This is a genomic window from Flavobacterium sp. GNP001 (genome assembly GCF_054343775.1).
In genome coordinates this window covers 1872170-1886671 of record NZ_JBTGUX010000001.1, presented here as the reverse complement: position 1 = coordinate 1886671, position 14502 = coordinate 1872170, and the positions used below count along the sequence as shown (strand labels likewise).

Here is a 14502-nt window from a genome sequence, read left to right as displayed (position 1 = left end):
AAATTATAACAAAATAGTTATGTCGTTATTTTCAGACAATATCAGAGCCTTGCGAGTAAAGCACAAAATTTCGCAAGAAAAAGTAGCCGAAAGCCTTATGATTACTAGGGGTAGGTATGTAAAATACGAAGACGGAACCTCAGAAGCGCCGTATGAAATTCTGAAAAAAATAGGACAGTATTACCAAATCAGTATTGATTTGTTGCTCTCTGTTGATATTCGTAAAATTGAGGTAACTGATTTGTTAAAACTCGAAAATAACCGTCTTATTTTGCCTATTCAAGTCGATCAAATGGGTGAAAACCGTATAGAAGTAGTCACCCAAAAAGTAAAAGCAGGATACTTAAACGGATATGCTGATCCGGAATATATCGAACAATTGCAACAAATTTCGTTACCGTTTTTGGGTGTGGGCAAATACCGTGGTTTTCCGGTTGAAGGAGATTCGATGCCACCACATCAAGACGGGGATATTATTGTAGGCAGTTATGTAGAGCAATTGGGCGAAGTGCTAGATGGGAAAACCTATATTTTTATCACCCGAAGCGAAGGTATGGTGTATAAACGACTCAATAAAAATAAAAAGAACGCGCTGGTAGTAGCTTCGGATAATTATTTTTATCCGCCATACGAAATTAAAGCCTCAGATATTCTTGAAATTTGGGAATACCAGTGTAGTATTTCTAAAAATGACCAGCGCACAGAGCTGTTAGAAAGTGATGCCATTAAAAATATGTTTGTAGAATTAAAAAGAGATTTAGCCGAAGTAAAAAACAGTATTGGCTTAACAAATAGTTAGCACTAGTACCGGAGTACAACTTTACTTTTTACCCCAAAAAACAGAACAGTACCTACAAAAATGAAACAACAAGAATACGCCATAGTCGATATTGAAACCACAGGTGGCAATGCCAGTCACAGTCGTATTACCGAAATAGCCATTATCATACATGATGGTACGCAAGTAATTGAGCGCTGGGAAACCTTGGTTAATCCGCAAAAATACATACCTGATGCTATTTTTGCTCTAACGGGAATTACCAACGAAATGGTGCAGGATGCGCCTAGTTTTGAAACCATATCCAATACGGTTTTCGAACTACTAACAGATCGGATTTTTGTGGCGCATAACGTGAATTTTGATTATTCATTTGTAAAACACGAATTAGAGCGTGCCGGTTTACCTTGGAGTGCTAAAAAATTGTGTACCGTACGAGCGGCCCGCAAGATCAAGCCAGGATTACCGTCTTACAGTTTGGGGCGTTTGTGTACCTCGTTAGGAATTGATTTAGAGAACCGGCATAGAGCAGGAGGTGACGCCGATGCAACCGCTATTTTATTTACCAAATTATTAGCCTGGGATACGGAGCAGGAAATGGGTAAAATGATCAAAAAGACAGCGCAAGACCAGCGATTACCACCCAATTTGCCACGCGAAGATTTTGAGCAATTACCTGAAAAACCGGGTGTGTATTATTTTTATGACGAACATAAAAAAGTAATTTACATTGGTAAGGCATTGAACCTGAAAAAACGGGTAGCATCGCATTTTACAGGTCATAAAATTACGCCTCAACGACAGCATTTTTTACGGGATATTTACGCTATTAGCTACGAGCTTTGCGGTACTGAACTCATGGCGTTGTTACTTGAGTGCATTGAAATCAAGCAATTATGGCCCGTACACAACAAGGCATTAAAACGTTTTGAGCCTAAATTTGGATTGTTTGAATACGAAGCCAGAAACGGTTATCGTTATTTGGCCATTGGTAAATTGACCAAAAATCAAACCTGTTTAGAAACTTTTGACACTTTGTACGAAGGCATACAGGTATTGCAGGAACTCAGTAAAAAATTTGAAATTGACCAACGTTTTTGTAAATACGGCAGCATGAGCGAGGATGTTTTTACAAAAACGGTAGCTGTTACTGAATTACCTGATTTGGATATTCATAACGATCAAATACAGGCAGCTTTGGATTTTTATACCAATAGTAGACCTAGTTTTGCTATTATCGATGCTGGACGAACGCTACAAGAACGCAGTTGCATTTGGGTCGAAAAAGGACATTTTTACGGTATGGGTTACCTAGATACGGATGTTGTAATTCATGAGGCTACACAAGTCAAGGAGTATGTTACACCTTATAAATCGAATCAATACATCAGGCAGCTTTTGTTTGCCTACGCACAAAAATATCCACGTAAAGTAATGCTGGCGCAAAGGAACGACTTAGTAGTTTTTGAAGATTAAAAAGTGGTAGTTTTTAATCTATTTTGTTGGTAAAAACGAGCGTATTCTTTTGCTCGAGGATTCAGTATCTTTGTTCTGATGTTATTTTTTTGTATTTCATAAAGTAAAGCCATGTGTTTTCATACTATTCAAAACAAACTCTCCAAACAAATTGAAAAGCGTTTTAATGCAAAGATCAAGGACAAACATGAGTTTGCTCCACAAGAACATTACAATGGATTTACTTTTCCTAAAACGCCTATAATTACAAACACAGATCCAACGATTATTGAACATTATAATTGGGGCCTTATTCCGAGTTGGTCCAAGGACGATACTATCAAAGCATCAACTTTAAATGCTCGTATTGAAACTGTAACAGAGAAACCTTCTTTTAAAGAAATTTTACAGCAACGTTGCTTGGTTATTGCCAATGGTTTTTATGAATGGCAATGGCTTGACAGCAAAGGAAAAAACAAAGGAAAATACCAAGTTGGAATTTGCAATGAGGAACTCTTTGCTTTTGCAGGCCTTTATTCGCATTGGAAAGACGCTCGGACAGGCGAAATTAAAAACACCTATACCATTTTGACCACCGAAGCCAATCCGTTAATGGCCGAAATTCACAATCACAAAAAGCGCATGCCGATCATTTTAAATCCTGAAGATGAATACAAATGGTTGAACCAAGAACCGATTATTTCTTTTGCGTTTCCGTACACTGCACCCATTGTAGCTACTAAAATTACAACAGGGGAGGAGCCTTGGTTGTTGTTTTGAATTTGTCTTTTGTTACTTGCGGAGAAAAAATTAATTCGTTGTGAAAATCGGCGTGTAAAATTTATCGGCGATGATTATCTGTAATTTAAGTAACTCTCCCTGCCCCTGATAGCAACGAAAAGCCCGCAAGGGTAGGAGCCTAATAAAAACAAAACCCAAAACAGCGACCAACGGAAGCTCGTTTTGGGTTTATGTTTTTTAGGGCGATACCCGCGGACTTGTAGTGTATAGCAGGAATTGGCAGCCAGAATATTTAGAGTAAACAGTTGATGAAATTATTTCCCGATACAGAAATTTGCAAATATATTCCCCAGCAGTTCATCATTCGTCACCTGACCGGTAATCATCCCGAAATGGTATAGTGCTTCGCGGATATCAAGCGCCATCAAGTCGCTAGAAAGGTTGGTTTCAAGGCCGTATTTTACTTTGCTAATCTCATCAAGAGCTTTTAATAAGGAATCATAATGACGAGTGTTGGTTACAATGGTTTCGTTATTGCGCAACGCACCGGTGTTGACAAAGGAAAGCAATTGGTTTTTGAGTTCGTCAATGCCAATTTTTTGTTTCGCGCTTAATAAAACTTGCAGCACATTTAACTTGTCAAGTTGCTGGCTGATAGAATCTCTTTCCTCAACCGAAATTAAATCTATTTTATTGATTACAACGAGTAAGGGTTTTAAAGGATATTTGTTTTTTACTTTTTCAATTTCAAGGATGTACTCTGAACCTGAAACTTGAAACCTGAAACTTTCAAACAAATACAAAACCACTTGCGCTTGCTCTATTTTCTCAAAAGTTTTTTGAATACCTATACTCTCTACATAATCTTTGGTTTCGCGAATACCTGCCGTATCAATAAAGCGGAAACCAATGCCGCCGATGGTTAATTCGTCTTCGATGGTGTCACGAGTTGTTCCCGCAATGTCCGATACAATAGCGCGTTCTTCGTTGAGTAAAGCGTTCAAAAGCGTCGATTTTCCTACGTTTGGTTCGCCCACAATAGCAACGGGAATTCCGTTTTTAATTACGTTACCCACCGCAAAGGAATCAATCAAACGTTTTAGTACAAACTCAATTCTATTCAACAATTCGTGAAATTGTGTTCTGTCTGCAAACTCTACATCTTCTTCGGCAAAGTCTAATTCGAGTTCGATAAGCGAAGCAAAGTTTAAAAGTTCTTCTCTCAATTTGGCAATTTCGTTCGAGAATCCGCCACGCATTTGCTGCATCGCAATTTGGTGGCTGGCTTCATTGTCTGACGAAATCAAATCGGCTACCGCTTCGGCTTGTGATAAATCGAGTTTTCCATTCAAGAAAGCACGTAGGGTAAACTCACCAGCATCGGCCATTCGGCATCCTTTTCTAAGCAATAACTGAATAATTTGCTGCTGAATATAAGTTGATCCGTGACAAGAAATTTCTATGGTATTTTCGCCGGTATAGGAATTAGGTCCTTTAAAAACAGAAACCAAAACTTCATCGAGTGTTTTGGAACCATCCACAATATGACCTAAATGAAGGGTGTGGGTTTTTTGAGAGACTAGATTTTTATTTTTTATCGATTTAAAAACACTATCAGCAATAGGAATAGCATCTTGACCAGAAATTCGTATTATAGCAATTGCTCCGGCGCCAGATGGTGTGGCAAGGGCAACGATGGAATCTTGAGCGATCATGTTGATTTATTTTTATACAAAAGTAACCAAAATTGGTGGGAGCGCAAGACAACTGAGCTACTGAAAAATAATTTTGAAAAAGTGATGCTATAATGATAAATGTCATACTTCTAGTGCAAGTAAGAGTCTACCTTTGTTACAACAACTAATCTTTTAACTTCACTTGCCATGAAAAAAATTCTTTTCCCTACCGATTTTTCTCCTGTTGCCACAAATGCTTTTGTACATGCCTTAGAATTTGCAAATACCGTAAAAGCTGAAATCGTATTGTTGCATACCTTTGATGCGCCTAGTTTTGACAGTTCGTTTTTTCCGCCTAATTATTCCATTTTATACAACTCAGTCGAGTTGATTAATTTTGAACAGTTTAAGGATGAGGTTCCTAAATTGCGCGCCATTGCAGAAGAACGCAATTTGCAACACATTATATTATCGCATAGATTGACTGAAGGCGACTTGACCTCTTGTATTTTTGATATCACTCAAGAAGAAGATATTGATTTTGTAGTAATGGGAACTAATGGAGTGCAAGGTTGGGATGATTTTTTTGCGGGCACCAATACGGCAAATACTATTTCAAATGGTTCAGTACCGGTATTGTGCATTCCTGGAGATGCTATATACAGACCCATTCAGGAAATTTGTTTTACCACTCGATTTCGAAAAAAAGACAAGAAAGCTTTAAAGCAGGTTTTGGCTATTGCGCGCAAAACAGGAGCCAAAGTAAAATGTTTGTATGTAAAAACAGCTAGTTCTGATGTTACAAAAGATACGATTAAAGCTTGGGAAGAGGAGTTTAGTGCTGATCCAGTTCAATTTCACGTTATGATTAGTGATGACGTTCAAGGTTCTATTTACGATTTTATTCAGCAAAAAGACATTGATGTACTCACTTTGTTGCATTACAAAAGAAGCTTTTTGGCAAGTATTTTTAATTCGAGTTTAACCCGAAAAATGGCTAATTACACTGAATTGCCAATTTTAGCCATTCCTGCAGAGGTAGAGTAGCAAAGAGCTGTTTTGGGGCATAGTTGTCAATTTTTAAAAGTTGCTTGTATTGTTTTTCGAATGTGAAATCGTTTGATAATCAATGGAGACTCTTAAGTTATGGTTATTGTGCGACTTGTAGTATGGCGGCGTCACTGTTTTTTTAAGGAAGGAGCGCTCGATGCAATTTCACTATATTTGCTTTTCAATTTTATTACTATGCAAATTTATAATTCAAAACATGCTCTTTTTACTGCCGAAGCACTCGTTTTTTCAAGAAAGCACAACACAATCAGTATATGCAGATTACTGGTGGTTGTGCTTTTTTTTGTGGGTCTTTACTATTATAATCAAACAACAGACTCAATGTATGCCGTAGCAGCTGCCTTTGGTTTCGTGTTATTTATAATTTTAATGCGAATGCATACTACACTTGGCGTAAAAAGGAAATTGAATCAAGCGCTGATCGATATCAACAAGGATGAAATTGATTATTTAAACGGCAGTAGTATCCCTTTTAAAGATGGTGTCGTTTACAATGACTTTCAGCATCCGTATGCGTATGATTTGGATATTTTTGGAGGGCATTCGTTATTTCAAAATATAAATAGAACTGCCACTCATATTGGAGAGAAAACCTTGGCTAATCGTTTGTTGGCTGTGGCAACTCCTTTAGAATTAAAGCAGAATCAAGAAGCCATTCAGGAATTAGCCTCAAAAATCGAATGGCGTCAAGAGTTTTTAGCTATAGCAAAAGTAGGTGAGGATAGTGCCGCTAGTTATGAAAGTTTGCTCCGTTGGAAATCATTCAACAGTGCACCGCTCCCACGCTGGATCGAGGTGATTATGTATGCTGCTCCCGCCTTATTTTTGGTTTTGTTGTTAGTGTATGCTTTTACATCTAATGCTTATTATGCCACTCTTGCAGGCTATGTTTTTGTGTTCAACTTGATTATTTTAGGCCGCGTTGTCAAACGAATTATGGCTGATGTTGCAACTTCAACCAAAATTGATGCGATTATTTTTCAATACAGTTTGCTGTTGCAAAAGATAGAACAAGAGTCGTTTACATCCCAAAAATTAAAGCAATTACAACAACAGTTATCGAGCAATCAAAGTACAGCAAGCGCGTATTTAAAATACTTGTCGGAATTGTTTTCTAGGATGGATAGCATCGGTAATTTTGTAACAGCTACTGTTTTCAATGGTACTTTTCTATTTAATTTACACGTCTTTAGGCAGCTTTTGCAGTGGAAAAAAAAGCATGGAACTGAACTTCCTAAATGGTTACAAGTGATTGGCGAAATGGAAATGCTGAATAGTTTGGCTAATTTGAGCTATAACAATCCAGATTTTGTATTTCCGTTGATTAACGATAAGTATCAAATTGATTTTAAAGATTTGAGTCATCCTTTACTAAATTCTCGAAGCAGAGTTACCAATGAGGTATCTTTTCACCCACAGTCATTTTTAATTTTAACGGGCTCGAACATGTCGGGCAAGAGTACATTTTTACGTAGTTTGGGAGTCAATATGGTTTTGGCCGGAATTGGCGCTCCTGTTTGCGCTACTGCTGCCAATGTACATCCGTTACCGGTTTTGGTTTCGATGCGTTTGTCTGATTCATTGGCAGATAGCGAATCGTACTTTTTTGCTGAAATTAAGCGCTTGAAGCAAATTATGGACGAGCTTGAAAGTCAACCCGCATTTGTTTTACTAGACGAAATATTACGCGGAACGAACTCAGATGATAAACGCAACGGCACAATTGAAGTAGTAAAAAAAGCTATTGGTAAAAAAGCCATTGGAGCCATTGCTACTCACGATATTGAAGTGTGTTTAACAACTAATGAATACCCAAATGTATTAGCTAATAAATGTTTTGAAGTGGAGATTATTAATGATGACCTGCATTTTGATTACAAACTGCGTGACGGAATTTGTAAAAACAAAAGCGCTACTTTTTTAATGAAAAAAATGGGAGTGATTTAAAAGAAATACAGAGTAAAAATCATTTAAGATACTGAAATACGCATCTATTTTTGAGGTAAAAAAATCTAATGATAATGCTGATTTCAGCGAAAATTAGTCAAAAAAAAAACCGCTTTTCAAATCTGAATAGCGGTTTTTTTAAATATAAAAGTGGTTTGGTTAATAGCGTATTTTAATTGTAATCTTAGCTGTTTAGCATTACTGGCATTACCAGCATGGTAACGGTTTCACCTTCCTCTAATCCATCAACAGGCGTTAAAATTCCAGCTCTGTTTGGTAAAGACATTTCAAGCATAATCATATCCGATTGTAAGTTGGTCAACATCTCAGTTAAAAAACGAGAATTATATCCAATTTGCATGTCATCCCCTTGGTAATCACAAGTCAATCTTTCTTCAGCTTTGTTTGAATAGTCAATATCTTCTGCCGAAACGTTCAATTCAGCTCCAGCAATTTTCAAACGAATTTGGTGTGTAGTTTTGTTCGAAAAGATAGCCACACGACGTACTGAACTCAAAAATTGAGAACGGTCAATCATCAATTTATTTGGGTTCTCTTTCGGGATTACAGCTTCGTAATTTGGATATTTACCATCGATTAAACGACACATCAAAATGTAATTGTCAAAAGAAAAAGTAGCATTCGAGTCGTTGTATTCAATTTTTACTTCAGCGTCAGAACTTCCTAAAATATTTTTTAAAATAGTCAAAGGCTTTTTTGGCATGATAAAATCCGCTACCTGCGATGCAGTCACATCAGTACGAGCATATTTTACTAACTTGTGTGCATCGGTTGCAACAAAAGTTAATCCTTGTGGCGAAAACTGAAAAAACACCCCCGACATTACCGGACGCAAATCATCATTTCCGGCTGCGAAAATTGTTTTGCTAATTGCAGTAGCTAAAACATCAGCAGGAACTAAAGTAACAGATGGATCTTCTAATTGAACTGATTTAGGAAATTCTTCACCAGGTGCATACGCCAAAGCATACTTTCCGGAATTAGAACTAATTTCGATAGTGCTATTTTCTTCAACAGTAAAAGTCAAGGGTTGCTCTGGAAATGTTTTTAAAATCTCAAGAAGCAATTTCGCTGGTACCGCAACACTTCCTTTACTTTCGGAATCAATTGTCAATGATGCAGACATAGTAGTCTCTAAATCAGATGCAGACACTGTCAAAACATTTTGGTCTAAATCAAATAAGAAATTATCTAAAATAGGTAAGGTATTGTTGCTGTTAATCACATTACCTAAAACTTGTAATTGTTTCAATAAGTACGAACTCGATACTATAAATTTCATCTGTTTTATTTTATTTTTAAAGCCTTTTCATCTGTCAAAAAAGCGATAGCGTGTACAAATATATCGTAAACTATTCTAGTATGGAAACTTTTTTATTAACATATTTCTTTAAAAAAAAGCTTTTCAAACTCCTGTTCTTGCTGTGGCTATCAAGGCCTTGCTATTGTTGGTTTTACTATTTTAAAAGTTGTTTAAACCAACTGAACAAGTAGTAGCACTAGATGCTATTTACTGTATGTTTTTTTGCGAATATAGGTAAATAACAGTCCAAAAACGAGCAATACCACAAGCGGCAGTCCAATGGTGATTAACTGCGTTTGGGTATACGAAGCATATACTTTTTCTTTATCCAACAGTGGCAACGTCAAGTCTTTGCTACGAATGTTAATAAGTCCTGTATCGTCAAGTAAATAATTTACACAATTGATCATAAAATCTTTATTGTCATAGACATTTCCAGAGCGTTGGTCAAAACCTAATTCTACCGGTTGGAAATTTTTATCTAACTGATTCTTTACTAAATCACCATCCGAAATAACGATCATTTTAGTAGGTTTCCCGCTGCCTTTAAAGTTATTTTGATTAAATGGCAGTACTCTATTTTCATAAACCGAGTGAAAGTCTCCTTCTAAAAGTACCGCCATTGGTAGGTTTCCTTTGTTCAAATATTCTTGTGGAACGCTGTTTTCGGCTACAATATTCAAGTTGACTTCGGCTGGTGTACCTATTTTTTTCGAATAAGGTGATGATTGCAATAAAACTGTTTTTTTGATTCCGTTTTTCAAAGTGTCAATCGGATTGGCGAAGTCAAATTTGATTCCGCCTAAATTTTTCACAATCGGATGCGTGCTTGTTGGATACACTTGCGGTGCGAATTTCCAATTGAATTCTTGGTATTGTGTAGCCGATCCTTGTTCGCCCGAAGCTAGTTTAATTGGACTTCCTTGCTCGTCTTTTATCAAATCAGGATTAATTCGGAAACCGTATTTGAAAAACATATCATTTAATCCTAAATCGCGAGGGTAGGCCAATGTAGCGCCAGCATCATTATACAAACTATCCATTTCTGCAACCACTTGATCTACCAACCACAAGGTTTTTCCGCCGTTCATGATAAATTGATCGAGGACTTGTTTTTCAGAGTCGGTAAAGGTTTCAGTTGGTTTGGCAATAACAGCCAAATCGTATTTTGTAAGCGCTTCTAAACTTGCAACGGGACTTTTGGCCACAGAATCTAAAGTAAATGGTCCGATGTAATAGCTTTCCCGGACTTGTAACAAGAATTTTGCCATCAAAATGTCCTGCAACTCGCCGTTTCCTTTAATAACGGCAATTTTCTTTTGCTTGGCTTTAATAATTTTATTCAAACCATCTGCAATTGAATATTCAAGGTGTTGCACAGAACCAATCACTTTTTGTGTAGTCGATGCGCCCATCATGTTTTTAAGCAAAGGAATATTCACCTCTTTGTTGTTGTAAACGGCAATTGCCCAAGGGAAAACCATCGCTTGTGATTGTTTACCTTTATCATCAACGGTAATATTGATTGGCGTGAGGCCTTTACGGTACAGCTCTTTAATATTGTCCATACTGCTTTCCTCATTCTCTAAAGGATCAACAAATTCAAATACAATGTTACTGTTGTAGGCTTGAAATTCTTCTAAAAGTTGTTTGGTTTCTACCTGTAACCTTTTGAATTCTGCGGGTAAATCGCCTTGCATGTACACTTTAATTGACAGCGGATTATCAACCTGTTTTATGATTCCCAAAGAGGTTCCAGATAGGGTGTAGCGTTGGTCTGCCGTTAAATCAAAACGCTGAAAAAACGAACGACTAAGTACATTGACAACAAGTACAACTGCCAAAACGAGTAGTACTGATTTGATGTTATTTTTTCTAAAAGATGTCATTACGATTTGAAAGATTTTAAATTAAAAACAGTAAACGAAAGGAATAGTACTGCAATGCTGCAAAAATAAATAATGTCTCTGCTATCGAGTACACCGCGGCTCATACTTTTAAAATGATCTTGCATCCCTAACGAAGCTACAAACGAAGATCCTACCGGTAAAATGGAGGAGAATCCTTCGAATCCAAAATAGAAAAAGAAGCATAAAAAAACCGCTACAATAAAAGCTACGATTTGATTATCAGATAGAGTAGAGGTGAAAATCCCAATGGCTGAATAGGCCGCAATAAGAAAAAACAACCCGAAATACGAACCAATTGTGCTCCCCATATCAATATTTCCTTCGGGTAAACCCAATGATGAAATGCTAAAAACATAGATAAATGTGGGAATGATTGCCAAAATAATTAATGCAATTGCGCCAATAAATTTACCATTTACGATGCTCCAAACTGAAAGCGGTTTGGTTAGCAATAGTTCTAAGGTTCCTTGTTTTCGCTCATCAGAAAAACTACGCATGGTTACGGCCGGAATTAAGAAAATTAAAATCCATGGTGCTAGCGTGAAAAAAGGTGTTAGGTCAGCAAAACCCGTATTTAAAATGTTGTATTCTCCTTCAAAAACCCACAGAAATAGGCCGTTGATTATTAAAAAAATAGCGATTACTAAATAACCTATCGGTGAGCCGAAAAAGGATTTAATTTCTCGTAAAATGATTGCTTTCATTTGATGTATTTAAAAATTGAAAAAAGTACAAATGTACCCTTGCTGTTCAACACTTAATAATTGATTTTATTGTAAAGAAGCTAATTTATCAACGCTCCAAGCCTCAGGTTTGTCATTAAAAAAAGCTTTTGTGTATGCCCAAACTTCCTTAAAAAGAGCTGAGTTTCGATAGTTTTCTAAATCAGCTTCGCTTTCCCAATAACTATAAGTAAAAAAAATACTCGGGTTGTTTTTATCTTGATACAATTCTAAAAAACGATTGCCCGGTGAATTGCGTATTTTGTGTTTTACCTCTTCAAAGTTGCTTAAAAAAGCAGGAATATGCTCTTGATGAAAACTTAATTTTACGATGCGTACGAACATGAATTATATTTTACAGTTTTGATTTTTTATTTGTGTTCTGCTTTAAATTGAATGGTAATAACGTCTCTATAATTTAATCCCAAAAGACTACTTGCTGAGCCCACTTTTGATGGATTACTTCTAAAGATGGCAATTTCTAAAAAACCAGCTTCGTTAAAAAGTGCTAATTTTTCCCCTTCGTATGATTTTATTGGATACTTGTCGGAGTGCGCCACTGCCGAATAATTGGGTAAAATAGTTTTTATGTTTTTAGTTTTTAAAACAATCTCGTAAGGTCTGCCTTTAGCAATTTCAATAAAATATTTTTTCGAGATATTGGTCACCACGTTGCCAAAATGATCAATGTAAATTACGTGTCCTTTTATAGTGTTGCCAGCATCGGTTGTGGTTGCTTCAAAATTAGTCAAAGGTTTTATTTGATCTATTTCGCGACCAATGACACTCAAAGCGCCTCCTTTAGCCAAATGGCAAGCCACTTTTACAAACACATCTAAATCAGTGGCATCAGTAGGAAAACGGTCGTGTATATAGATTTGAACAATTTTTTGCGGAACAATTTTTTGCGATAGTATGCTTAAAATACCATTATCGGCTGCAATAAAAAAGTGATCGTTCCATTGCATTACAATATGCTGATTCTCCTTATTACGCTCAATATCCACTCCAATAAGATGTACCGTTCCTTTCGGGAAACTATTATACGAGGCCTCAATTATGTAACTGGCTTCTAGTGTGTTGAATGGGTCAATATTGTGCGAAATATCAATAATTTTAGCCTCTCCAAATTCAGATAAAATTTTCCCTTTCAATGCACCCACAAAGTGATCTTTCAAGCCGTAATCGGATGTAAGGGTAATTATTGACATAATTTTTTTTCTAACTATTGCTGTTTTGTAATCTTAAATTTGCTTAAATTTGAGAAACGCAAAGCTAAAGTATTTTAAGCGTTATTTTAAATAGAATTTTCAATTTGAATCAGGTGTCAGTATGAAGCAAAAAGTTTTTTTTCTACTTGTATTATTTATGTGCTTAAAATCGTGGAGCCAAACATTAGTTTACAAGGGAAGTGGTACTGTTACCAACCAAAAAAATACGGTGTTAACCCCAAATTTGGTACGCATCGCATTAGCCGAACATCCAGATTTATTAAAGGAGTACAACATAGGGCGACGCAAAAAAACAGTGGGTAATACCATGTTGTTAGCTGGTCCGGTACTCATAGGTGTTGGTACAATGGCATATGTCATATCTAATTTTGATTCTGGCATGAATCCTGGCTATGCTGAACCTAGAAACACAGTGCCCAAAATTATGATGGGTACAGGTTTGGCAGCAATGCTTATTGCTATTCCAGTTAAAATTGGTTTTTCTAAAAAGGTCAAAAATTCCATATCACAATACAATAATCGGCTAGAAACAACTTCTGAGACAAATAATAACAATTTGGAAATTGTTGGAAATACAAATGGCTTAGGTTTGCGATTAACTTTAAATTAAAACAACTAAATACACTATCATTTGAACGAACGAATTATCGAGCTCATAGACATCGCTCCAAAAGAGTTTTGGGGCGCTCAAGACACTCATCTTGAAACTATTAAAAAATATTATCCCAAGTTAAAAATTGTAGCTCGCGGCACAACTATCAAAGCTTTTGGTGAAAAAGAAGTTTTAGACGAATTTGAAAAACGTTTCGGGCGCTTAATGCTCCATTTTACCCGATACAATAATATAGATACAAATGTTATTGAGCGTGTTATTATGAGTGATGTACAAGAGGATCGAAAGTTTCAAGCGCAAGACAAGATTTTAGTGCACGGTGTAGGTGGTAAAATAATAAAGGCCATGACGCCCAATCAGCAATTACTTGTTGATACGCTCGAAAAAAACGATATGGTCTTTGCCGTAGGTCCTGCTGGAACCGGAAAAACGTATACCGGAGTTGCTATGGCGGTAAAAGCTCTAAAAGAAAAACAGGTAAAGAGAATCATTTTGACTAGACCTGCTGTTGAAGCTGGCGAAAATCTCGGTTTTCTGCCTGGTGATATGAAAGAAAAACTAGATCCTTACATGCAACCTTTGTATGATGCTTTACGTGACATGTTGCCTAATGAAAAACTCGAAGATTATATCCTGAAAGGAATTATTCAAATTGCACCTTTGGCATTTATGCGTGGACGTACACTTGACAACGCCTTTGTAATTCTTGACGAAGCTCAAAACACTACGCATTCGCAAATGAAAATGTTTCTGACTCGAATGGGTAAAAGTGCCAAGTTCATGATTACAGGTGATCCGGGTCAAGTAGATTTACCTCGCCGAACAATTTCAGGATTGAAAGAAGCCCTTTTGGTACTAAAAGATATTGACGGAATCGGAATTATTTACTTAGATGATAAAGATATTGTGCGCCATCGTTTGGTTAAAAAAGTAATCGATGCCTATAAAATGATCGAGAACAACGATTAATTTTTTTTGCAGTTATTATTAGGGCAAAAAAGCGTTTTTGATTCAAGTGAAATCAAAAACGCTT

13 protein-coding genes are annotated in these 14502 nt (G+C 36.5%); 7 read left to right on the top strand and 6 right to left on the bottom strand.

Translation table 11 applies throughout. The features are described from left to right. Positions 1-19: 19 nt before the first annotated feature. The 3 genes from ACXX8U_RS07985 (at position 20) to ACXX8U_RS07975 (ending at position 3013) form a co-directional block, all read left to right on the top strand. Entirely contained in the window at positions 20-799 is a 780-nt protein-coding gene (locus tag ACXX8U_RS07985; RefSeq protein WP_166137811.1) for an XRE family transcriptional regulator, read from the top strand. 60 nt (positions 800-859) lie between these two features. Then, the gene (locus tag ACXX8U_RS07980) at positions 860-2254 is read left to right on the top strand and encodes an exonuclease domain-containing protein (protein WP_458565392.1); all 1395 of its coding nucleotides are present in this window, start codon (positions 860-862) and stop codon (positions 2252-2254) included. 111 nt (positions 2255-2365) lie between these two features. Further along, complete coding sequence (locus tag ACXX8U_RS07975; RefSeq protein WP_458565391.1) at positions 2366-3013, top strand: SOS response-associated peptidase; 648 nt, start codon at positions 2366-2368, stop codon at positions 3011-3013. Between the two features lie 275 nt (positions 3014-3288). Here ACXX8U_RS07975 and mnmE read toward each other — a convergent pair whose 3' ends face one another. Further along, positions 3289-4689 carry a tRNA uridine-5-carboxymethylaminomethyl(34) synthesis GTPase MnmE gene (gene mnmE / locus ACXX8U_RS07970; RefSeq protein WP_458565390.1) on the bottom strand — a complete coding sequence of 467 codons (1401 nt, stop codon included), beginning with the start codon at positions 4687-4689 and terminating at the stop codon, positions 3289-3291. A gap of 168 nt (positions 4690-4857) precedes the next feature. Here mnmE and ACXX8U_RS07965 point away from each other — a divergent pair, with 168 nt between their 5' ends. After that, positions 4858-5697 carry a universal stress protein gene (locus ACXX8U_RS07965; RefSeq protein ID WP_458565389.1) on the top strand — a complete coding sequence of 280 codons (840 nt, stop codon included), beginning with the start codon at positions 4858-4860 and terminating at the stop codon, positions 5695-5697. 399 nt (positions 5698-6096) lie between these two features. Continuing rightward, complete coding sequence (locus ACXX8U_RS07960; RefSeq protein ID WP_458565388.1) at positions 6097-7668, top strand: MutS-related protein; 1572 nt, start codon at positions 6097-6099, stop codon at positions 7666-7668. 184 nt (positions 7669-7852) lie between these two features. Here the strand turns inward: ACXX8U_RS07960 and dnaN are convergent, their stop codons facing one another. The 5 genes from dnaN to ACXX8U_RS07935 all read right to left on the bottom strand — a co-directional run bounded on the left by dnaN (position 7853) and on the right by ACXX8U_RS07935 (position 12835). Further along, the gene (dnaN, locus tag ACXX8U_RS07955) at positions 7853-8971 is read right to left on the bottom strand and encodes a DNA polymerase III subunit beta (RefSeq protein WP_166137668.1); all 1119 of its coding nucleotides are present in this window, start codon (positions 8969-8971) and stop codon (positions 7853-7855) included. Positions 8972-9195: 224 nt separating this feature from the next. Next, positions 9196-10881 carry a gliding motility-associated ABC transporter substrate-binding protein GldG gene (gene gldG / locus ACXX8U_RS07950; protein ID WP_458565387.1) on the bottom strand — a complete coding sequence of 562 codons (1686 nt, stop codon included), beginning with the start codon at positions 10879-10881 and terminating at the stop codon, positions 9196-9198. Then, positions 10881-11606, bottom strand: a complete 726-nt coding sequence (gene gldF, locus ACXX8U_RS07945) for a gliding motility-associated ABC transporter permease subunit GldF (protein WP_458565386.1) — start codon at positions 11604-11606, stop codon at positions 10881-10883. The genes gldG and gldF overlap by 1 nt, the downstream gene beginning before the upstream one ends. Positions 11607-11672: 66 nt before the next feature. Beyond that, positions 11673-11969 (bottom strand): putative quinol monooxygenase, encoded by a 297-nt coding sequence (locus ACXX8U_RS07940; protein ID WP_306262919.1) that lies wholly within the window; start codon positions 11967-11969, stop codon positions 11673-11675. A 26-nt stretch (positions 11970-11995) separates the two neighbouring features. After that, positions 11996-12835 carry an SAM hydrolase/SAM-dependent halogenase family protein gene (locus ACXX8U_RS07935; RefSeq protein ID WP_458565385.1) on the bottom strand — a complete coding sequence of 280 codons (840 nt, stop codon included), beginning with the start codon at positions 12833-12835 and terminating at the stop codon, positions 11996-11998. 121 nt (positions 12836-12956) lie between these two features. Between ACXX8U_RS07935 and ACXX8U_RS07930 the strand changes: the two genes are divergently transcribed. Both ACXX8U_RS07930 and ACXX8U_RS07925 read left to right on the top strand, forming a co-directional pair. Further along, the gene (locus ACXX8U_RS07930) at positions 12957-13466 is read left to right on the top strand and encodes a hypothetical protein (RefSeq protein ID WP_458565384.1); all 510 of its coding nucleotides are present in this window, start codon (positions 12957-12959) and stop codon (positions 13464-13466) included. A 21-nt stretch (positions 13467-13487) separates the two neighbouring features. Then, complete coding sequence (locus ACXX8U_RS07925; protein ID WP_458565383.1) at positions 13488-14438, top strand: PhoH family protein; 951 nt, start codon at positions 13488-13490, stop codon at positions 14436-14438. Positions 14439-14502: the final 64 nt, after the last annotated feature.

Coding starts and splice junctions, on each gene's coding strand:
- ACXX8U_RS07985 (WP_166137811.1), top strand. CDS start 20: ATGTCGTTATTTTCAGACAATATCAGAGCCTTGCGAGTAAAGCACAAA.
- ACXX8U_RS07980 (WP_458565392.1), top strand. CDS start 860: ATGAAACAACAAGAATACGCCATAGTCGATATTGAAACCACAGGTGGC.
- ACXX8U_RS07975 (WP_458565391.1), top strand. CDS start 2,366: ATGTGTTTTCATACTATTCAAAACAAACTCTCCAAACAAATTGAAAAG.
- mnmE (WP_458565390.1), bottom strand. CDS start 4,689: ATGATCGCTCAAGATTCCATCGTTGCCCTTGCCACACCATCTGGCGCC.
- ACXX8U_RS07965 (WP_458565389.1), top strand. CDS start 4,858: ATGAAAAAAATTCTTTTCCCTACCGATTTTTCTCCTGTTGCCACAAAT.
- ACXX8U_RS07960 (WP_458565388.1), top strand. CDS start 6,097: ATGCATACTACACTTGGCGTAAAAAGGAAATTGAATCAAGCGCTGATC.
- dnaN (WP_166137668.1), bottom strand. CDS start 8,971: ATGAAATTTATAGTATCGAGTTCGTACTTATTGAAACAATTACAAGTT.
- gldG (WP_458565387.1), bottom strand. CDS start 10,881: ATGACATCTTTTAGAAAAAATAACATCAAATCAGTACTACTCGTTTTG.
- gldF (WP_458565386.1), bottom strand. CDS start 11,606: ATGAAAGCAATCATTTTACGAGAAATTAAATCCTTTTTCGGCTCACCG.
- ACXX8U_RS07940 (WP_306262919.1), bottom strand. CDS start 11,969: ATGTTCGTACGCATCGTAAAATTAAGTTTTCATCAAGAGCATATTCCT.
- ACXX8U_RS07935 (WP_458565385.1), bottom strand. CDS start 12,835: ATGTCAATAATTACCCTTACATCCGATTACGGCTTGAAAGATCACTTT.
- ACXX8U_RS07930 (WP_458565384.1), top strand. CDS start 12,957: ATGAAGCAAAAAGTTTTTTTTCTACTTGTATTATTTATGTGCTTAAAA.